Below are 21537 nucleotides of genomic sequence, written 5' to 3' on the forward strand. Positions count from 1 at the left end.
AAAGACGATGAAAATTAAATTTTTAAAAATATTTTTAGTTTTAGCGCTTGCAACAAGTGCTTTAACTAGCTGCGTAAGTGAAGATGATTATTCAATTCCTAAAATCATAGAATATACCTTCACCGAGAGTTTCAATGATATTCCAACTGGAAGCGGATCAAGTGAAATTCCAATAAATTTGACAGACTGGGTAAATTATAACGAAAGTGGTACACGTTTGTGGATTGGAAAAACATTTTCTAATAACAATTTCGCTGAGTTTTCTTCGTTTTACTCAGCATCAGGAGTTTCAGATAAAACATGGTTAATTACACCTGCCACTGACTTAACAACTACTACTGCACCAACACTCTCATTTTCTACTCTGACTAGATTTGCTAATGGATATCCTTTACAAGCACTAGTTTCTACAAACTATGATGGAACAACTGCGGGAATTGCAACAGCAACGTGGACGGAACTTTCATTTGCTAAACCAACAGCAAACGATGTAACTGTAAGAAGTGGCGCGATTGATTTAAGCAACTATATGTCAAGTGATAATGTAAGAATCGCTTTCAAATATACAGGTAGCAAAACTACTGGCGGTGTTACAACAACATTACAGTTAGATAACATTAAGATTACAAAAAACTAAATGCTATGAAGAAATTAAAATTGATTGCAACAATCGCTTTTATGGCGAGTTTAACAAGTTGTGTTAATGGTGATGATTATGGAACTCCAGAAGCAGCATGCATAACTATAGACAAAACAAAAGAAGTTATAGACGTTACAAATATGGCAACATTTAGTGCGGCGCCGTACACTGCAGACGCAACTGTAACAGATTATATTGAAGCTTACGTTACATCAAGTGATGAGGGTGGAAATTTCTACAAGTCTATTTCTATGATGTCGCTAGACGGATTGAAAGGATTTAGCATACCTGTAGATTCTTACAACTTATACACTGAATTTGAACCAGGTAGAAAAGTAACAATAAGATTAAATAATACTATCTATCTTGTTAAGCAAAATGGTTCAACGGTTATTGGTACATCTTTTAATAGTGGTGTAGGAAGAATATCAGGGGTTGAATACAAAAATGTAATTTTAAGCTCTTGTGATAAGGTGGACGAAAATGCTATCGTAAAGAATCTAACAATAGCGCAAGCCAAAAATGATCAAAACTTAAATATGTTGATTGAACTTAATGCAGTTCAATTTACAAACCCTTCTTTAGGTAAAACATATTATGATCAATCATTAAATAGTTTTGGTGGTGCAACGAATCACGAAATTATTGATGAATTTGGCACCAAAATTATTGTTAGAGTTAGTGAGTTTGCAGGTTTTGCAGCCGCTAAAACTCCAAGTGGAAATGGTAAAATTAGAGGTGTTTTAACTAAATTTGGTAGTACTTACCAATTTATGATTAGAACATTAAACGATGTTAAACTAACTAACCCTAGGATTTAAAAACGCTATTTTGATAATGAGAATGCGCAATTTTGAGGTGTAAATTTCAAAAACTTGAGCTCTTTCAATAGCTTCACTAATAGTTTTAGTTAAAACATTACGGCGCCTTTGATTAAGACTAAGGTTTTTTAAGATGAAAATCTCATAGTTTGAACCTGACACCAACAGCAAACAATTATGTCAACGATCTTAACATAGTTTCGATTAAAAGTTCAAACACAGGTGATATATTTGCGTTGAAAGTTGGAAGCAACTCACTATACAATTTACAGATTGATAAGATAGAAATTCAATAAAACGATATTTCTTCACTTCTAAAAGGCTATTCTTAATTGAGTAGCCTTTTTTTGATTTGTACGAAATTGTAAAACCATTAATAAATTCGCCTAACAATCTAAATAGGGGCAAAATTCGGTCGCTTTTTTTATGCTCGAAAATCCGTATCTTTGTACTCTTAAAGAAAGTATATGTTAGAGAAAGAAGTAATTGACTTTGAAAAATCAATAGTAGTAGGAATTGTAACCCAAAATCAGAGTGAAGAGAAACTAAGAGAATATCTTGACGAACTGGAGTTCCTAATCTTTACTGCAGGCGGAAAAGTGATCAAACGCTTTTCACAAAAAATGGAAAAACCAAATCCAAAAACCTTTGTTGGAACCGGAAAATTGGAAGAAATTAAATATTACATCAAAGACAACGACATAAAAACCGTTATTTTTGATGACGAACTTACGCCATCACAGTCTAAAAATATCACAAAAGAATTAGATTGTAAAGTATTAGATCGAACCAATCTTATCTTAGATATTTTTGCACAACGTGCCGAAACATCCTACGCAAGAACCCAAGTAGAACTAGCGCAATGTATTTACTTATTACCGAGACTAACCGGAATGTGGACGCATTTGGAGCGTCAAAAAGGAGGAATTGGAATGCGGGGACCTGGTGAAACAGAAATTGAAACCGATAGACGTATTGTTCGTGATCGTATTGCTTTATTAAAAGAAAAAATCAAAGCAATCGACAAACAAATGGGCACGCAACGAGGAAATCGCGGCACTATGGTTAGAGTTGCAATTGTTGGTTATACTAATGTTGGAAAGTCAACTTTGATGAACGCTGTTGGAAAAAGTGATGTGTTTGTAGAAAACAAATTATTCGCAACACTTGATACTACGGTTCGAAAAACCGTAATTAAGAATTTACCATTCCTTTTAAGCGACACGGTTGGATTTATTAGAAAACTACCAACACAACTTGTAGATTCGTTTAAAAGTACTTTAGACGAGGTTAGAGAGGCTGATTTATTGCTTCACGTTGTAGATATTACACATCCTGAATTTGAAGAACATATTGCTTCGGTAAATAAAATTTTACAAGATATAAAATGCAATGAAAAACCAGTCATTATGGTTTTCAATAAAATTGATGCTTATCATCCCGTACAGTTTGATGAAAACGATTTAAGTATCGAAAAAACCTCCAAACATTTTACTTTAGCCGAATGGAAAGCAACTTGGATGAGCAAAATGGGTGAAAATAATACGTTGTTTATTTCCGCTACCGAAAAAGATAATTTTGAAGAATTTAGAGAGAAGGTTTATGAAGCCGTAAGAGAAATTCATATTACCAGATTTCCATACAACAAGTTTTTATACCCCGATTATAAAGACGCTGTAGAAAACGAAAAAGACCTCGATTGAGGTCTTTTTTCATTTATATCAACTAGATCAAATTAGAAACCATAATTCACACCAACACCAATAACTTGTTTGGTTTGAAAGCCTCTAAAAGCATTATCATCATAAATAGTTTGGAAAGCAAAATTCGTAGATAAATACTTATTAACTTTCAACACAATATTCAATTGATAATCGATATCCACATTTTGAACATCTTCTAAATAGTTAGAATATAAGTTCAGCGTATTTTCAACAGAAACGTTTTCCATAATGTTGAATTTATAATAACCATTGATTGCCGCTCCTAATTCGTATCTAGAAGTATCGCCTTGTTCTACACCAAAAGAAGAACCAAATTCCGTGAAATGGTCGTGAACCATAATTAATTTTGAAGTTGCCGGAGCAAAATTCACTTTTAAATTATCACTTTTTTTCCACAACATACCCGGTCCAAACTGGAAATAAGCTGGAGAAAAGAAATGTGATATTTTAAAACTTTGAGTCGCTGGATCTAAACCCGTATCCATTTGTGTTTTGAAATTGAAAAAGGCAGAATAAAACCATTCGCCTGATGCTCTTTTTCCTAATAAAGAATTTAATTCTAATCTATCATCCGTTTTTTGAGTATCAGCTCCTTTGATTTTTGTCAAACCGTAAGAAACAATCCATTTATTATCCCAATTCCAATCACCATTTTTGTAGTTGAAATCATAGTTCATTCCTACATTACCAGCGAAATTATTTTGTCCACCAGCTTGCCAATTGCTAAAAGAAGATTGATTGGCTAATACGGTAAAAACTCCTTTTCTTGTCCAATGCTTCACAGTGTCATTCGAAGTTTCTTGAGCGAAACCAACTGAACTGAAAGCAACTAAAAGTAATAAAACTTTTTTCATTTTTATTTTTGTTTAAAATTTTGAAGCTGCAAAAGTACCAATATTTCACAAAAAAATAAAAATTCTAGGTCAAAACGTCAATTTATACGATAAGAACTACTTTTTGAAAAGCGGAACAGCCGAACAAGCTTCACCAAACATAACACTTCGAGCTACTTTAATTAATTTTTGAATTGCTAATGTATAAATTTGATTAGGAACTGCTTTTTTGGAACAGCCTTTCAGAATTACTGGTTTCTGAAAATAATCGGTATAATCTAATTTATTTAATACATCTTGATACCAATCAATAATAGCCAATTCTTTATTTCCGTGGATTATTTTTAAAGCATACGGAGCTAAATGAACCGCTACCAAAGCATAAGTCCAAGCCGGAAGTATTGCATCAGTAGCGCAATTAATCGCCACATATTTGTCTTGATAAGCCGACCAATCCATAGCTTTTAAATGGGCTCTAAAATCGGATTCTTTCAAAAGAAATCCTTCCAACAGCCATTGGGAAATATCTAAATCCACCACGTGTTCATCCGGATAATAATCTTCTAAATCGAAAACCATCAACGAACTCTCAGCTACCTTATTTATAATTTCTTTTTCCATAGTATTTTATTGATAACCTTCCGCTTGAAGCGTAAATAATTGTGCATATAATTTATCATTTGCCATCAATTCTTGGTGAGTTCCCGATTCTAAAATGCGGCCTTCTTCCAAAACAATAATGCGATCGGCTTGACGAACCGTACTAAATCGGTGCGAAATAATTACACTCGTTTTATTTTTAATCAAATGAATGAAACGTTCAAAAACTTCACTTTCTGCTTTTGCATCTAAGGCCGATGTTGGTTCGTCTAAAATCATCACCTCAGCACTTTTCATATAAGCTCGAGCTAATGCAATTTTTTGCCATTGTCCACCCGATAATTCCTGCCCTTTTACAAATCTTTTTCCTAGTTGTTGTTCGTAACCCAAAGATAATTCGGCAACAACTTCATCGGCCAAACTTAATTGTGCCGCTTTTTCTATGCGTTCTTGGTTGTCAATTTCATCTATTTTTCCAATAGCGATATTTTCTTTAACCGTGAATTCATATCTAAAGAAATCTTGAAACAAAACTCCAAAATAAGCTTGATAATCCTTTTTATTATACCGATTTATATTAATTCCGTCCAACAGAATTTCTCCTGATGTTGGTTCGTAAAATCGAAGTAGTAATTTTGTTAAGGTCGTTTTTCCAGCTCCATTTTGTCCAACGAAAGCAATTTTTTCACCTGCTTTAATTGTAAAACTGACTCCTTTTAGAATTTGATTGTCTGATTCGGGATAAGCAAAATACACCTCTTTAAATTCGAAGCCTTTCAGAATTACTTTTGGCAACGGAACATCTTCTTTTGTTTTCGGCTCGACCGAAATATCGATAAAGTCGAAATAATCTTTTAAATACAAAGAGCTTTCGGAAATTCGTGTAAACCTTGAGAAAAAGTCTTGCAAATTCTTCATCAATCGATTAAAACTTCCTGAAAGGAACGTCAATTCTCCTAATGTAATTACGCCCGATAAAACGCGATAAATGATAAAAACATAAGCCGCGTAATAACTTAAAGAACCCAATAAATTAAACAGAAAACCATAGCTCGAACGTTTAATGACTAAGGATTTATTCAGTTTGAAGTATTTTGTTGCTAAACTTTGAAAACGATCGACTATAAAATCGGTCAAGCCGAAAAGCTTAATTTCTTTTGCGGTTTTATCATTCGCTCCGATGTATCTTAAATAATCTAATTCTCTTCTTTCGGCTGTCCAACTTCTCGCTAAAGAATATTGTTGTTGGCTGAAGCGAACTTCGTTGATAAATGAAGGAATAATACTTAAAACCAAAAGAATAATCAGATAAGGTTCGAAGTAAATTAATCCGGCAACTAGTGTTAAGATCGATATGGTATTTTGGGCTTGACCCAGCACATTTGACATCAAATCCACACGACCGGCAGTTTGGGTTCTCGCCCGATCTAGCTTATCGTAAAACTCTGAATTTTCGAGCAGACTAATATCAATCTCATTGATTTTTTCAATGATTTTAACAGAAGTTTTAATGTTGTATTGATCGCCTAAAATTCCATCCGTAAGCGAAATAGCTCTACTCACTAAATCAGAAAGCACGACTAAGATAAATTCAATTAAAACATACTTCCAAAGTTCCGAAAAGTCTTTCCCTCCTTCTGTAGTAATTTTAATAATGTCGTCAATAATAATCTTTCCAATCCATAAGATTACTATGGGTAAAAAAGCTGCAATTAATCTGCAAAGCGATGCAATTAAAAACAGCTTTTTATTGGTTTGCCAAATTTCCTTAAAGAAACGAGGGATGTAACTCAGGGAATTAAAAGAATCTTTTAACCCTATTTTTTCTTTATCATTTAATGATTTCGGTTGAAAACGTGCCATATTTATAGTGTTCAGTGTTCAGGTTTTAGTGTTCAGTAGTAAAACTGCTTACTAATTACTGAACACTGCCAACTGGTTTTATAGCATTCCCAATTCTAATTTTGCTTCTTCGCTCATTAAATCTTTGCTCCAAGGCGGATCAAAAGTGATTTCTACTTCGCAAGATTTTACTACATCGATAGATTTTACTTTCTCTTCCACTTCCATAGGCAATGTTTCTGCAACTGGACAGTTTGGTGAAGTCAACGTCATTAAGATTTTAACATCGTTGTCTTCGTTAATCATTACATCGTAAATTAAACCTAATTCGTAGATATCTACAGGGATTTCTGGGTCAAAAATTCCTTTTAAAACCTTCACTACGTTTTCTCCTAAATTTACTGTATCGTTATATTCTTCCATTTTTTGTTTTAATTTTTCTTATTTATTGTTGTCTAGTTTGAAATGCCAAAGCATACATTTTAATCTGTTTAATCATCGAAACTAATCCGTTAGCTCTCGTTGGTGATAAATGTTCTTTTAATCCGATTTCGTCAATAAAATCAGTGTTTGCGTCTAAAATATCCTTTGCCGATTGATTTGAAAAAGAACGAATTAAAATAGCAATAATACCTTTGGTTAAAATTGCATCACTATCTGCTGTAAACACGATCTTCCCATCTTTTTCTTCTCCGTGAACCCATACTTTTGATTGGCATCCGCGGATAATGTTTTCATCAACTTTATACTGTTCATCAATAATTGGAAGTGTTTTCCCAAGTTCGATGATGTATTCATAACGCTGCATCCAGTCCTCAAACATTGAAAATTCATCGACTATTTCGTCTTGTATTTCTTTAATTGTCATTCTTTATTTAATTTTTCTGCAACTTCGGTAATTGTGTTTACTAATTTTTCTATGTGTTTTGGCGGACTTCCTCCATCAAAATCACTAGAAGTAAACACTTCACTGTCCTTAGTAATTGATAAATGTGTAATTGGAGCGCCATCATAAAAACGTTTGTCTGTTGGTGCTTTTAAATCTTTAATTATTGTTACATCAATTTCATTATAGGCTAATAAAACAGCATTTAAATCCTCTTTATTTAATTCCCAAAAAACCGGTTTTGCGTGTTGATCTGTTTGTACGTAAATTCGACTATTAATAATTGAGATTTTTCTGAAATAACCTCTAGTAAGCGATTTAACAACAATAGAACTTGGTAATTGAACATCATCTTTATTCAAAATTTGCACTTTTACATCTTTAGATTTAATGATCTTTTCATTTGTTGAATCGATAACTTTTTTCTGACAATTACAACTAGCAATCAACATAATAATAACTGAAAAATAATTAATTGATTTCATAACTTTGATTTTTAAGATAACATCATATGGGCTTTTTTAACCGCTTCTACAAAGATATCAATTTCTTCCTTGGTATTATAAAAAGCAAAACTTGCTCTAATTGTTCCAGGAATATTGAAAAAATTCATAATAGGTTGGGCACAATGATGACCGGTTCGCACCGCTATTCCTAACTTATCTATAATTGTGCCAATGTCATACGGATGAATGCCTTCGATATTAAAAGAAATCACAGAAGCTTTGTTTTCACTAGTTCCATAAATGGTTAATCCTTCAATTTCCAGCAAACGTTTTGTTCCGTATTCTAATAATTCTTGTTCGTAGGAAGCGATATTTTCAAAACCAATCGAGTTCATATAATCAATCGCGGTTCCTAAAACAATTCCGCCTGAAATATTCGGCGTTCCTGCTTCAAATTTATGAGGTAAATCGGCATAAGTTGTTTTTTCGAAGGTCACTTCTGCAATCATTTCGCCTCCGCCTTGATAAGGTGGCAATTTTCTTAACCATTCTTCTTTTCCGTATAAAATTCCAACACCGGTTGGTGCACAGATTTTATGACCAGAAAAAACGTAGAAATCGCAATCCAAAGCTTGAACGTCTGGTTTTAAATGAGGCGTTGCTTGTGCTCCATCAATCAAAACGGCAGCACCAACTTGATGTGCTTTTTTAATGATATATTCTATCGGGTTTACCGTTCCTAAAGCATTAGAAATATGATTTACCGCAACAATTTTAGTTTTATCGGAAAGTAATTCATCAAATTCTGACATAATTAATTCTCCTTTTAGATTCATTGGAATAACCACTAATTTTGCACCGGTTCTTTCACAAAGAAATTGCCAAGGCACAATATTACTGTGGTGTTCCAAAGCAGAAACCATTACCTCATCGCCTGCTTTTAATAAACTTCCAAAACCATTCGCCACCAAATTTATTCCGAAAGTTGTTCCCGAAGTAAAGATGACTTCGTGATTGTGTTTGGCATTTAAATGCTTTTGAACCGTATTTCTAGAAATTTCGTATGCATCAGTAGCCAATTGACTCAACGTATGCACACCACGATGGATGTTAGCGTTAATTTCGGAATAATATTTAGAAATGGCATCAATTACCACTTGAGGTTTTTGCGAAGTAGCTCCATTATCAAAATACACCAAAGGTTTTCCGTTCACTTTTTGTGAAAGAATAGGGAAATCGGCTCTTATTTTTTGAACATCAAACATATCTAATCAATTTGATTACAAATTTACGACATCCTTGTTTATAATTGGAATAAATAAAGGTTAAAATCCTATTAAAACGTATCTCCTGCTCCACCGCCACTAAATCCACCGCCACCAAAATCCATTGGACTTGAATTTGCAGGCGGAGGAGTCGTTGCATTTGCGACTGTCATTAAAACTTGAGCATTTAAAAGAAACGAATTATTGGTATCTCTATCAGGTTGAAATGTTACGCCTTCCGTTTTGTTTTTTAATTTTTGAATGCTGAAATAGGCCAACCCGAAAAGTAAAATTCCACCTATTACCATTACATATTCTAAAGGTAAAATGGAATAATAATAACGAATCGATGAAAAACCAAGCACTAAAGTGATTAATCCAGCATATAAGATGATTTTGTCCTTTCTTTTTATACCGAAGAAGAAATAAACCAATGGAATTAAAAAGGTTAAGCCATAAAAAACAACTGCAAACGGAATGTCAGAGGCAAGACTAACCTCTAAATCCATTAATTCTGATGCAATTTCTCTTACTACTAAATAATTTACCGCTAAATAACCTAACAATAAAGTTACCATTCGGATGGTGTCTAAAGTTTTAAAATAGGGATACAAATATTCTTTTTTTCGAAAATAAACGGCTGTAAAATAAACTACAACTGCAATAATGAAACAAACGAATGATAGATAGAACTTTGGTAATAAATTATGTTCAATGATTGCCGATGAAAATAATCCTAACAAACCAATATAGGCTAAAACAGCGGAAATGGTATGCATAAATCGGATGGCAAAAAACAAACCCGCAATTATCATAAAGGCAAAAACCGCAATAACAGATTCAGAAGCAATCCCGACTCCAATTAAAAAGGCAATTTGTGTAATTATTATAAAAGAATCGTCTAAACCGTGTCTGAAAAACTTCAATTTCACTAAAATTTCTAAACCCACGTAAGCAACTATAGCATAGAAAAAAGCCATAACTTCAAAATTTTCGGTTCCGATTGAAAATAGTACAACAGAAAAAGCACCAATCACAGTTGAAAACAGGAAATTTCCCAATAAGAAGAATAAAAAACGAAACAAACTATTACTGTTGGATTTCAGTTGGTTCAACACCTTCTTCAATTCTTCTAAACGCTCTTTGGATAAAAATTTCTTGTCATACAATTTTTCGCCTTCTTCTGCTAAAAAATAGTTTTCTAATTCGGTTTTATTATATGCTTGCATCTTTCTCTTTATTAAATTTTCTAACTAATTTGATGAACATAAAAATACTAGCAATCACATAGAATGGTGCCAAGACAAAAATCAACTCATAAAAACTATCAAAAGGCAATAGTTCTAACAATTGTCCGCCAATAATGTTGAAACCAAAATAACTGTAAAGCAACATAAAGGCAAAAATTGAAGTAGCATAAATGCGATGACTTAATTTGTAAAAATAGTAAGTAAATCCAGCAACAATTGGTATAAAAACAAACCAATAATCCGACAATAAACCAGAAAGCAGGCACAATCCCGTCAAATGCACAGCAAAAGACGCAAATACAAAATGAAAGTGTGCTTTGATTTTTTCCTTGAGCGAATATTCCATCCAAACCAACAGCAAAATTCCTAAAATTAAGCCCGAATAAGTGAGATTTAAACTCGAATAGATTTCGTTATCCAACATACTTTGTGGCGTAATACTAATTCCTATAAACGCAGTTAAACTGGTAATCGCCATAGAAAGTACGATGCGATTATCAAAATAATAAGCTACGCCAAAACATACTACAGCAGAAAGTAAGGAAACATAAGCGTAAGACTCATCAAACAAACTAAATTGATAATTCGCATAACCTAGAAATATACAAGCTAATAAACTTCCGGTCAAAACTACATAATCATATAATGGATTTTCGAAAAAAACTTCTGAATTATGATAGCCTTTTGCGTTTTTCAAGGCGAAGTAAAAGCAAATCAACATCAAAATTAAATTCAACGAAATAATTGCTATATGTCCGATGGAATCAATATTATTGTACACCATTATTCCAATTCCGGAAGTAAAAGAAATTACTGCAAAATATACCAGCAGCAACAATTCACTTCGTAATGAAAAAATATTTTTCTGCTCATAATTTGCCACCTCATCCAATTTTTCTTGGCTTAAAAGTTCTTTTTGGTGCAATTTTTTCAACAATAAGTTGGAGAAATGATGTGTTTCCATAAGCTGTAATTTGAATAAAGATAGTAAAACAAGTTAATTTACCTTCTAAAAACAAAAAAACCGCTCAAAAAAGCGGTTTTTTAATATTATTCTAATATGATTTTTATAAATCAAATCCCATATTTACGCCTAATTTATCGGCAATAATACGTGCAATTTTCGATTTTAATTCGGGAATTTTAATGCTCGATGTTACTTCGTTTGTAAAAGCATACATCAATAATGCTTTGGCTTCTTTCTGTGGAATTCCACGTTGTTGCATGTAGAACATAGCATCTTCATCTAATTGTCCGATGGTACAACCGTGTGAACATTTTACATCATCTGCAAAAATTTCCAATTGTGGTTTTGCGTTGATAGTCGCTTTATCGCCTAATAAAATGTTGTTATTTTGTTGGAAAGCATCCGTTTTTTGAGCTTCTCTTTCAACGAAAATCTTTCCGTTGAAAACACCTGTTGATTGGCCGTCTAAAATTGTTTTATAATTCTGATGACTTTCACAATTTGGTGTTGCGTGTTGCACTAAAGTATGATGATCTACGTGTTGTTTATCGCCAATAATCGTGATTCCTTTCATCGTAGAATCAATTCTTTCACCTTGATGATAGAAGTTTAGGTTGTTTCTTGTGATGTTTCCACCAAATGAAAACGTATGAACCGTAACTCTACTTTCTTGCTTTTGAGCGATATAAGTATTGTCGATCAAATTCGCAGTCTGCACATCGTTTTGGATTTTATAATAATCCACGATAGCACGTTTTTGAGCGAAAATTTCAGTTACTGAATTCGTCAATACCGGATTTGAGTTCAAACTTTGATGACGTTCTATAATTTGAACGTGTGCATTTTCGCCCACAATAATTAAGTTACGAGGTTGCACCATCAAAGCCGCTTCGTTTCCTGTAGAAAAATAGATAATTTCAATTGGTTTATCAGCTACTTTGCTTTTTGGAATGTTGATGTAAGCACCTTCCAATGAAAATGCAGTGTTTAATGACGTTAAACTATCATCTTTATCCGCAATTTGATTGAAATAGGTATCAATTACCATTTTATATTTTGGTTTGGTCAAAGCCGAAGCCATCAAACAAACATCCAATCCATCGTGCGTAGTTGAAGACAAAAACGAACTAAAAATTCCGTCAATGAAAACAACTTTAAACGTGTCGACTTCGTGCAAAAAGTATTTTTTTACTTCTTTAAATTCAATAGCATTTTCTTTTTTTGGAAATACTGAAAAATCATTTTTTAAAATAGCATTTAACGAAGTATATTTCCAAGATTCCTCTTTTTTAGTAGGGAAACCTTTATTTTCAAAGTTTTTTATGGCGTCGCTCCTAAGGTCGTGAAGTTCAGAATGTGCAGCAATCTTTTCTTCAAAAGCCATAAACGAGGCAATCATTTTATCTTTTAATTCCATAATTTTTGTTATCGGTTATTAGTTATTAGTTGTCCGTGGTTTACGGAAAACAGAGAACTGACAACAGTTTAAACCAATTCGTTTTTAATCCAGTCGTATCCTTTTTCTTCTAACTCTAAAGCCAATTCAGCTCCACCAGTTTTTACGATTTTTCCGTCCATTAAAACGTGAACGAAATCTGGAACAATATATTCTAACAAACGTTGGTAGTGTGTAATTACTAAAACCGCGTTGTTTTCATTTTTCAATTTATTTACACCATTGGCAACAATTCGAAGGGCGTCGATGTCTAAACCTGAATCCGTTTCGTCCAAAATAGCGATTTTTGGTTCTAACATTGCCATTTGGAAAATCTCATTACGTTTCTTTTCACCACCCGAAAAACCTTCGTTTAACGAACGCGATAAGAATTTTCGATCCATTTCTAACATTTCCGATTTTTCACGGATCAATTTCAACATTTCGTTAGCCGGCATATCGTCTTGCTTGTTCGCCTTACGTTTTTCGTTGATTGCTGTTTTGATGAAGTTGGTAACCGAAACCCCAGGAATTTCAATTGGGTATTGAAAAGATAAGAACACGCCTCTATGAGCTCTTTCCTCTGGTTTTAATTCAGAAATTTCTTCGCCTTCTAAAAAGATTTCACCTTGACTTACGTCGTAATTTTCATTTCCAGCTACGATTGAAGCTAAAGTACTTTTACCAGCACCGTTTGGTCCCATTATAGCGTGTACTTCGCCAGCATTGATTGTAAGGTTTAAGCCTTTTAATATTTCTTTATCGGCAACACTTGCGTGTAAGTTTTTTATTTGTAACATATTAATTGTAATGTCCTTTTAGTGACAATATATTTAAGATTTGTAATGTGTTTTCGTCTGTTATTTCATAAATCAATCGGTGTTCTTTGTCAATTCTTCTTGACCAAACTCCAGAAAGATCGTATTTTAATGCTTCCGGTTTTCCAATTCCTTCAAAAGGATGTAGTTGAATGTCTTCTATCAAAGCGTATATTTTTTTTACTATACCCTTATTTCCAGATTTTATCCAAAAAACTAAATCTGCTTTCGCTTTGTTGGAAAAATCTATTTGCATAATTCTTTCAACTCTTCCATTGTCATTCTAACCCCTTTTCCATCCTTGATGCTTTGTTGAGCGTCTAAAATTTCTTTTACAAATTCGGGATTGTATGGTTTTTCTGGTTTTTCAACAATTTCAAAACCAAGTGACTTTGCCAATGATTGTAACACTGGATAATCTTTTTTCTTTACGTTTTTTAAAATTATATCCATAATAATTGTAATTTATTTCTAATTCAAATTTACAAAAAATTATCCCACTGAACCTTCCAACGAAATTTCTAGTAATTTTTGTGCTTCTACAGCAAACTCCATTGGTAATTTATTCAATACTTCTTTGCTAAATCCGTTTACGATTAAGGCAATTGCTTTCTCCGTAGGAATTCCACGTTGGTTGCAATAAAACACTTGATCTTCGCCAATTTTAGAAGTTGTTGCTTCGTGTTCAATTTTTGCCGAGGCATTTTTACTTTCGATATACGGAAACGTATGTGCTCCACAATTGTTTCCCATTAATAAAGAGTCGCATTGTGAAAAGTTACGTGCGTTTTCGGCTCTAGCTCCAATTTGAACTAAACCTCTATAACTATTTTGTGATTTACCTGCTGAAATACCTTTTGAAATAATGGTTGACCTAGTGTTTTTTCCTAAGTGAATCATTTTTGTTCCAGTATCGGCTTGTTGGTAATTGTTGGTAACTGCAATCGAATAAAATTCTCCAATTGAATTATCTCCTTTTAAAATACAAGAAGGATATTTCCAAGTTACGGCAGATCCTGTTTCTACTTGTGTCCAAGAAATTTTTGCGTTTTTCTCGCACAAACCTCTTTTCGTTACGAAGTTATAAACACCACCTTTTCCAGCTGCGTTTCCTGGATACCAGTTTTGAACCGTAGAATATTTAATTTCTGCTCCGTCCATTGCAATTAGTTCTACAACTGCTGCGTGCAATTGATTTTCATCACGACTTGGTGCTGTACAACCTTCTAAATACGAAACATAACTGTCTTCATCTGCAATTAAAAGCGTGCGTTCAAACTGACCCGTTCCACCTTGATTGATTCTGAAATAAGTTGATAATTCCATCGGACAACGAACGCCTTTTGGAATGTAACAGAAACTTCCGTCTGAAAATACTGCCGAATTCAAAGCCGCGTAATAATTGTCTTTTTGTGGAACGATTGTTCCTAAATATTTTCGAACTAATTCTGGATGTTCTTTAATAGCTTCAGAAATTGGACAGAAAATAATACCTCTTTCGTTTAATGTTTTCTTGAAAGTTGTTGCTACTGAAACCGAGTCAACTACAATATCAATCGCCACATTATTCATTTTCTTTTGTTCGTCCACAGAAATCCCTAACTTTCTATACATTTCTAAAAGTTCCGGGTCTACGTCTGATAATTTCTTATTTGGATCCGCTTGTTTTGGTGCCGAATAATAAGAAATCGCTTGAAAATCTGGTTTTTCATAATGAACATTTGCCCATTCTGGTTCTTCCATTTGTTCCCAAGCTCTGAAGGCTTCTAATCGCCATTCCGTCATCCATTCGGGTTCTTCTTTCTTTTGAGAAATTGCACGAACCACGTCTTCGTTTAAGCCAATTGGAAAAGTTTCAGCCTCTAATTCGGTATAAAATCCGTATTCGTATTCCTTATTTTCTAATTCGACTTTTAAATCGTCTTCTGTATATTTTGCCATAGTATTATTATCAAATTAACCCGAATTCTTAACGCTTCAGGTTATTAAACATTTACATTGAGAAACTCTCTCCGCAACCACACGTTCGGGAAGCATTTGGATTGTTAAATACAAATCCCTTTCCGTTTAAACCGCCCGAAAATTCTAAAATTGTTCCCGCTAAATACAAGAACGATTTTTTTTCAACGGCTATTTTTACATTATTATCCTCGAAAACCTTATCGTTTTCTCCAATTCCTTTATCGAATTTCAAGTCGTAAGACAATCCCGAACAACCTCCGCTTTTTACACCGACCCTTACGAAGTCCACGGAAGCATCAAAACCATCTTCTTGCATCATAGCAACTATTTTTTTGCTTGCTGTGTCAGAAACTTTTATCATCGTTATTTTGATTTTGTCTAAATTAAAGACAAAGATAAGTTATAAATTACTTTTTACAAGAGTTGCTAACAATTTTATAACTTATATAAGGATAGTTTCTGTTTATGGGATTTTTTGTAATTTAGCTGAAAAATAGAATCAAATGAAATTACATCCTATAGAAGCTGGGAATTTTAAGCTAGATGGTGGCGCAATGTTTGGCGTGGTGCCAAAAACACTTTGGAGCAGAACCAATCCGGCAGACGAAAATAACCTAATTGATATTGCAGCCAGATGTTTGTTAATTGAAGATGGAAATCGCCTTACCTTGATTGATACCGGAATGGGCAACAAACAGTCGGATAAGTTTTTTGGTCATTATTCGCTTTGGGGAGAACATTCATTAGATAAATCTTTGAAAAATGCGGGTTTTCATCGCGATGATATTACCGATGTTTTTATGACGCATTTGCATTTTGATCATTGTGGTGGAAGTGTCAATTGGAACGCCGGAAAAACAGGTTACGAAGTAGCATTCAAAAATGCTAAATTCTGGACCAACGAAAATCATTGGAAATGGGCAACCGAACCCAATTCCAGAGAAAAAGCATCTTTTTTACACGAAAATTTAATCCCGATGCAAGAAAGTGGTCAGTTAAATTTCATTACAAGACCCGATGGCGATTTTGGTTTTTCAAACGAAATGGGATTTGATATTTTTTATGCTGATGGTCATACTGAAAAACAGATGATTCCACATTTAAATTATAACGGAAAAACAATAGTTTTTTGTGCCGATTTATTAGCAACAGCTGGTCATATTCCGATTCCTTATGTTATGGGCTATGACACACGACCGCTTTTAACGATGAATGAAAGAACAAAGTTTATGAACGCAGCTGCTGAAAACAATTATTACTTGTTTTTAGAACACGATGCGCATAATGAAATTATCACTGTTGAAAAAACAGAAAAAGGTGTTAGGTTAAAAGAAGTTTTCACCTGTGCCGATATTTTAAAATAACGTTAAAAACAAACCTATTTGTAACAAATACAAAGTTCAATAGACTAACATCATAGAATTAATTAATCGTAATTATGAAAAAAAATTTCAGACCACTTTATTTAAGTTTAGCTTTTGCAATTGCCTTAGCTAGTTGTGGAACACAAAAAATGGTTTCAACTCAGGTTGAAAATATTGATAACTTACCTCTAAAAGTTACGCCTTTAGCTGAAAAAGACTTGCAACGTTGGAGTCATTTAGATTTAGTAAAAGACACTGTTCCAGGAATGAGCGTTGATAAAGCTTATAAAGAATTGATTAAAGGGAAAAAAGGAGTTAAAGTAATCGTTGGAATTGTAGATTCTGGTGTTGACGTAAATCACGAGGATTTAAAAGCGGTTATTTGGACTAACAAAAAAGAAATTCCAGGAAACGGAATAGACGATGACAAAAACGGCTATATTGATGATGTTCACGGTTGGAATTTTCTAGGAGAAAGTAATAACGAACAGTTAGAAATGACTCGTATTGTTAAAAAAGGCCCTGGAACGCCAGATTATGAAAGAGCGAAAGAAAAGTTAGAGGAAGAAATCAAAGGAATTCAACCGCAGAAACAGCAATTAGATTTTATTTTAAATGCGGAGAAAACATTAGCGACTCATTTAAAGAAAAGCGACTTTACTTTAGAAGAAGTAAAAGCAATTCAGACGGAAGATACTGGTTTAAATCAAGCAAAAACGATGTTTTCTCAAATTTTGAGTACTTCAACAAAAGCTGAATTCGACAAACAAATTGAAGGATTTAAAGATTATGTTTTCGGTCAGTTAAACTATAATTTAAATGTTGAATTTGACGGTCGTTCAATCGTTGGTGATAATCCAAATGATATTAACGACACAAAATATGGAAACAATAACGTAATTGGTCCAGATCCTAAAGAAGCGAAACACGGAACACACGTTGCTGGAATTGTTGCTCAAGTTAGAGGAAACGGTAAAGGTGGTGATGGTGTAACGAACAATGCTGAAATTATGGCTGTCAGAGCAGTTCCAAACGGTGATGAATATGATAAAGATATCGCATTAGGAATTCGTTATGCAGTAGATAATGGTGCAAAAGTTATTAACGGTTCTTTTGGGAAATATTTTTCTCAAAACAAAGAATGGGTTATAGATGCTATCAAATACGCAGCTTCTAAAGACGTTTTAATTGTTATTGCAGCAGGAAATGATTCCCAAGATTTAGATGTTACTAATAAATATCCAAACGATACGTATGATGGAAGTCCGGAATACGCAAATAATATGTTGATGATTGGGGCGCTTACGCCTAACTACGGAACCAAAATGGTAGCTGGCTTTTCTAATTACGGAAAAAACAATGTAGACATTTATGCACCAGGTGAGAAAATCTATGCAACAACTCCTTTAAACACTTATGAGTATTTACAAGGAACATCAATGGCTTCACCAAATGCGGCTGGAGTTGCAACTTTAATTCGTTCTTACTATCCAAAATTAACAGCGGTTCAAGTAAAACAAATTATGATGGAAAGCGGAACGCCGTTGAAAAACACTGTTACTGTTGGAGAAGATAAGCACAAAGCTAACTTTGCTGATGTATCTAAATCAGGAAGAATTGTAAATGCTTACAACGCTTTAATTTTAGCTGAAATAATGTCGAAAAAATAATATTTTCGAAGATTTTTAAAAGACCACAAATTCACTATGAATTTGTGGTCTTTTTTTTGGTCAAAACACTGACAAACAGAACGTAATTTTAATTAGAAAATTTTGTAACTTTGTTTAAAATAAACGATTATGACCACTATAACTTTAAAAATAAACGAGAAATCTAAAGCGGGAAAAATCCTCACAGGAATGATTGAATTGTTAAGCAAGAACAAAAGTGATGTTGAAATTGTTACAACTCCCAATTTTGAAACTTTAAAAGCTATGGAAGATTCGAAAAACGGCAAAGTGATTAGGGCTAAAAATGCCAAAGAATTACTTTCAATTTTAAAATCATAATGTACACAATTGTTGCTACGAATAAATTTAAGAAAGATTTTAAACTATGTATTAAAAGAGGCTTAAATACTGATTTGATTGAAGAAGTTATTTTTGAATTAGAAAAAAATGGTTCTCTGCCTTCTAATTATAAACCTCATCTTTTAAAAGGTAATTTTAAAGGGTTTTGGGAATGTCATATTCAACCTGATTGGTTGCTAATTTGGCAACAAGATGATGAAATAAAACTTATTTCACTGACTAGAACCGGAACCCATTCCGATTTGTTTTAAAAAACGTATCTAGGGCGAATCAACATTCGTCTTTCTATATTCTTTTTACTATTTTTACGCTTTAAACTTTTTAAGATGAAGAAAATAGTGCTTTTTTGCTTGTTTACATTTTTTGGCTTCGCCCAAAACAATCCAAATCCAGGTTATTGGCAACAACACGTTGACTATAAAATGGATGTAAATATGGATGTGAAAAAATTCCAATATACCGGAAAACAAGAAATTGTTTACACCAATAATTCAAACGATACGTTACACAAAGTATATTACCATTTATTCAATAATGCTTTTCAACCCGGAAGTGAAATGGATGCACGTCTGCAATCGATTACGGATCCAGACAAAAGAATGGTGCGAACCTTCAAAAAGGAAGGGAAAGATATTAAAGAAAGTAGAATCAGTACTTTAAAACCAAATGAAATTGGCTATTTAAATATCGCTAACTTCAAACAAGATGGTGTTACAGCTACAACTAAAGTAGTAGGAACTATTTTAGAAGTTACTTTAGCCAAAGCCATTTTACCAAAACAAAAAACTACATTATCGTTAGATTTTGAAGGACAAGTTCCTTTGCAAATTCGTCGTTCAGGGCGTATTTCTGAAGAAGGCGTGGCTTTATCAATGACGCAATGGTATCCAAAATTATGTGAATATGATTTTGAAGGTTGGCAAGCAGATCCTTACATTGGAAGAGAATTTCACGGTGTTTGGGGCGATTTCGACGTGAAAATTACTTTAGATAAAGACTACACTATCGGTGGAACCGGTTATTTACAAAACAAAAACGAAATTGGTCACGGTTATGAAGATGCAGGCGTAAAAGTCGTTTATCCAAAGAAAACAAAAACCTTAACTTGGCATTTTGTAGCTCCAAATGTGCACGATTTTGCTTGGGGAGCAGACAACGAATACATTCACGATATCTTAATTGGTGAAAATGGAGTAGAACTGCATTTCTTCTACAAGAATCAGAAAGACAATTTAGAGAATTGGAAAAAAATGCAACCAAAAACGGCTGAACTTTTATCGTTTTTCAATGAAAAAATCGGACCTTATCCGTACAAACAATATTCGGTAATTCAAGGTGGCGATGGTGGAATGGAATATGGAATGAGCACGTTAATTACTGGAAACAGAACTTATGGAAGTTTAGTTGGAGTTACCGCTCACGAAATGGCACATTCTTGGTTCCAATTCGTATTAGCAACGAACGAAACCAAACACGAATGGATGGATGAAGGATTTACTTCTTACATTTCTGACTTAGCTATGGACAAAGTTTTGCCTCCAAAAACACCAAAAAACACCTTTGAAGATGCTTATAAAAACTACGTTTATTTAGCAAAATCGGGTAAAGAACAACCTTTATCAACTCATTCTGATCGTTATGATTTGAATATGGCTTATGGAATTTCTGCTTATAGTAAAGGAGAAGTGTTTTTAGCACAACTGGGCTATATCATTGGACAGGAAAATTTGGATAAAACTATCAAACGTTATTATCACGATTTTAAATTTACACATCCAACACCAAATGACTTCAAAAGAACAGCCGAACGTGTTTCCGGAGCGAATTTAGATTGGTATTTATTGGATTGGACCTTGACGACAAACACAATTGATTACGCGATTAAAAGTGTGGAAGAAAACAAAAATAATACTTCTGTAATCTTGGAACGTAAAGGAAGAACGCCAATGCCTTTAGATATTATGGTAGAATATGTTGATGGTTCGAAAGAATTCTTCTATGTGCCACAAACAATGATGCGATGGGAAAAACCAAATCCATACAAAGAAGTAAAAAGCACGACTTTAAAAGATTGGGGTTGGGCTCATCCTACATTTACTTTTGAAATTGGAAAACCAAAATCAGACATCAAATCGATCGTTATTGATCCGAGTGGTTTGATGGCCGATGTGAATAGAGAAGACAATTCCTATCCGAAAAAATAAATAGTTTAAAAAGCCGATTCTCAGAGTCGGCTTTTTTTATACCTTTGCCTTATGAATTTTACTTATCCCAATCATCAAAAACTAAAAAGCAAAACCACTATTGATTCGCTTTTTTCTGAAGGCAAATCGGTTTCAAAATATCCGTTGCGATTGGTCTATGTAGAAAACACGGAACCCAATGCCGAAGTCATAAAAATGGGCGTTTCGGTGTCTAAAAAATATTTCAAGAAAGCGGTAGATCGCAATTATTTCAAACGCCTTCTTCGGGAAACTTATCGTTTAAATAAAGCAATTTTATTGGAAAACAACGAGAAGAAATATGCATTTATGTTTTTCTATCAAACCAAAGACCGTCTTTCGTATGAAGAAATTGAGTTAAAAACCAAACAACTTTTTCAGAAATTCATCGATTTACCAAAGTAAATTGACACAATGGTTTCCTTTTTGTTT

24 protein-coding genes are annotated in these 21537 nt (G+C 33.5%); 9 read left to right on the forward strand and 15 right to left on the reverse strand.

The window, feature by feature from the left end:
- Positions 1-7 precede the first annotated feature (7 nt).
- From T1L09_RS11345 to hflX, 3 genes are all read left to right on the forward strand, one after another.
- Positions 8-637, forward strand: coding sequence for a choice-of-anchor J domain-containing protein (locus T1L09_RS11345; RefSeq protein WP_322551077.1), 630 nt, complete (start codon positions 8-10; stop codon positions 635-637).
- Between the two features lie 5 nt (positions 638-642).
- Positions 643-1461 (forward strand): DUF5689 domain-containing protein, encoded by an 819-nt coding sequence (locus T1L09_RS11350; RefSeq protein WP_322551078.1) that lies wholly within the window; start codon positions 643-645, stop codon positions 1459-1461.
- Between the two features lie 467 nt (positions 1462-1928).
- A complete protein-coding gene (gene hflX / locus T1L09_RS11355; protein ID WP_322551079.1) occupies positions 1929-3164 on the forward strand; it encodes a GTPase HflX in 1236 nt (411 codons plus the stop codon).
- 32 nt (positions 3165-3196) lie between these two features.
- Here hflX and T1L09_RS11360 read toward each other — a convergent pair whose 3' ends face one another.
- The 15 genes from T1L09_RS11360 to T1L09_RS11430 form a co-directional block, all read right to left on the reverse strand.
- Positions 3197-4039, reverse strand: a complete 843-nt coding sequence (locus tag T1L09_RS11360; RefSeq protein WP_322551080.1) for a DUF3078 domain-containing protein — start codon at positions 4037-4039, stop codon at positions 3197-3199.
- 96 nt (positions 4040-4135) lie between these two features.
- Positions 4136-4639 (reverse strand): DUF2480 family protein, encoded by a 504-nt coding sequence (locus T1L09_RS11365; protein WP_322551081.1) that lies wholly within the window; start codon positions 4637-4639, stop codon positions 4136-4138.
- Positions 4640-4645: 6 nt separating this feature from the next.
- Positions 4646-6481, reverse strand: a complete 1836-nt coding sequence (locus tag T1L09_RS11370; protein ID WP_322551082.1) for an ABC transporter ATP-binding protein — start codon at positions 6479-6481, stop codon at positions 4646-4648.
- Between the two features lie 78 nt (positions 6482-6559).
- Positions 6560-6883, reverse strand: a complete 324-nt coding sequence (locus tag T1L09_RS11375; protein WP_322551083.1) for an SUF system Fe-S cluster assembly protein — start codon at positions 6881-6883, stop codon at positions 6560-6562.
- A gap of 22 nt (positions 6884-6905) precedes the next feature.
- Entirely contained in the window at positions 6906-7328 is a 423-nt protein-coding gene (locus T1L09_RS11380; RefSeq protein ID WP_322551084.1) for a SufE family protein, read from the reverse strand.
- On the reverse strand, positions 7325-7831 hold the full coding sequence (locus tag T1L09_RS11385; protein WP_322551085.1) for a hypothetical protein: 507 nt from the start codon (positions 7829-7831) through the stop codon (positions 7325-7327). The genes T1L09_RS11380 and T1L09_RS11385 overlap by 4 nt, the downstream gene beginning before the upstream one ends.
- Positions 7832-7842: 11 nt before the next feature.
- Positions 7843-9057, reverse strand: coding sequence for an aminotransferase class V-fold PLP-dependent enzyme (locus tag T1L09_RS11390; RefSeq protein ID WP_322551086.1), 1215 nt, complete (start codon positions 9055-9057; stop codon positions 7843-7845).
- A gap of 71 nt (positions 9058-9128) precedes the next feature.
- Positions 9129-10286: a hypothetical protein gene (locus T1L09_RS11395; protein WP_322551087.1), complete on the reverse strand. Its 1158-nt coding sequence runs from the start codon at positions 10284-10286 to the stop codon at positions 9129-9131.
- Positions 10273-11271, reverse strand: coding sequence for a DUF2157 domain-containing protein (locus T1L09_RS11400; protein ID WP_322551088.1), 999 nt, complete (start codon positions 11269-11271; stop codon positions 10273-10275). The genes T1L09_RS11395 and T1L09_RS11400 overlap by 14 nt, the downstream gene beginning before the upstream one ends.
- A gap of 103 nt (positions 11272-11374) precedes the next feature.
- Complete coding sequence (gene sufD, locus T1L09_RS11405; protein ID WP_322551089.1) at positions 11375-12691, reverse strand: Fe-S cluster assembly protein SufD; 1317 nt, start codon at positions 12689-12691, stop codon at positions 11375-11377.
- Positions 12692-12759: 68 nt separating this feature from the next.
- Positions 12760-13509 (reverse strand): Fe-S cluster assembly ATPase SufC, encoded by a 750-nt coding sequence (sufC, locus tag T1L09_RS11410; protein ID WP_322551090.1) that lies wholly within the window; start codon positions 13507-13509, stop codon positions 12760-12762.
- A 1-nt stretch (position 13510) separates the two neighbouring features.
- Positions 13511-13783 (reverse strand): Txe/YoeB family addiction module toxin, encoded by a 273-nt coding sequence (locus T1L09_RS11415; protein WP_322551091.1) that lies wholly within the window; start codon positions 13781-13783, stop codon positions 13511-13513.
- Positions 13774-13980 carry a DUF2683 family protein gene (locus tag T1L09_RS11420; RefSeq protein ID WP_322551092.1) on the reverse strand — a complete coding sequence of 69 codons (207 nt, stop codon included), beginning with the start codon at positions 13978-13980 and terminating at the stop codon, positions 13774-13776. Before T1L09_RS11420 ends, T1L09_RS11415 begins: the two co-directional genes overlap by 10 nt.
- 39 nt (positions 13981-14019) lie before the next feature.
- Entirely contained in the window at positions 14020-15468 is a 1449-nt protein-coding gene (gene sufB / locus T1L09_RS11425; RefSeq protein WP_322551093.1) for a Fe-S cluster assembly protein SufB, read from the reverse strand.
- Between the two features lie 52 nt (positions 15469-15520).
- Positions 15521-15850 carry a HesB/IscA family protein gene (locus T1L09_RS11430; protein WP_322551094.1) on the reverse strand — a complete coding sequence of 110 codons (330 nt, stop codon included), beginning with the start codon at positions 15848-15850 and terminating at the stop codon, positions 15521-15523.
- A gap of 142 nt (positions 15851-15992) precedes the next feature.
- Between T1L09_RS11430 and T1L09_RS11435 the strand changes: the two genes are divergently transcribed.
- The 6 genes from T1L09_RS11435 to rnpA all read left to right on the forward strand — a co-directional run bounded on the left by T1L09_RS11435 (position 15993) and on the right by rnpA (position 21510).
- Positions 15993-16853 (forward strand): MBL fold metallo-hydrolase, encoded by an 861-nt coding sequence (locus T1L09_RS11435; RefSeq protein ID WP_322551095.1) that lies wholly within the window; start codon positions 15993-15995, stop codon positions 16851-16853.
- Between the two features lie 74 nt (positions 16854-16927).
- Positions 16928-18523: a S8 family serine peptidase gene (locus T1L09_RS11440; protein WP_322551096.1), complete on the forward strand. Its 1596-nt coding sequence runs from the start codon at positions 16928-16930 to the stop codon at positions 18521-18523.
- A 129-nt stretch (positions 18524-18652) separates the two neighbouring features.
- On the forward strand, positions 18653-18862 hold the full coding sequence (locus T1L09_RS11445; RefSeq protein WP_322551097.1) for a hypothetical protein: 210 nt from the start codon (positions 18653-18655) through the stop codon (positions 18860-18862).
- On the forward strand, positions 18862-19134 hold the full coding sequence (locus T1L09_RS11450) for a type II toxin-antitoxin system YafQ family toxin (protein WP_322551098.1): 273 nt from the start codon (positions 18862-18864) through the stop codon (positions 19132-19134). The genes T1L09_RS11445 and T1L09_RS11450 overlap by 1 nt, the downstream gene beginning before the upstream one ends.
- Positions 19135-19209: 75 nt before the next feature.
- Complete coding sequence (locus T1L09_RS11455; protein WP_322551099.1) at positions 19210-21087, forward strand: M1 family metallopeptidase; 1878 nt, start codon at positions 19210-19212, stop codon at positions 21085-21087.
- 51 nt (positions 21088-21138) lie between these two features.
- Positions 21139-21510, forward strand: coding sequence for a ribonuclease P protein component (rnpA, locus tag T1L09_RS11460; protein WP_322551100.1), 372 nt, complete (start codon positions 21139-21141; stop codon positions 21508-21510).
- The last annotated feature ends 27 nt before the right edge of the window (positions 21511-21537 follow it).

Origin of the sequence: Flavobacterium psychraquaticum, assembly GCF_034497725.1 — a bacterium.
GTDB classification, from domain to species: Bacteria; Bacteroidota; Bacteroidia; order Flavobacteriales; family Flavobacteriaceae; genus Flavobacterium; species Flavobacterium psychraquaticum.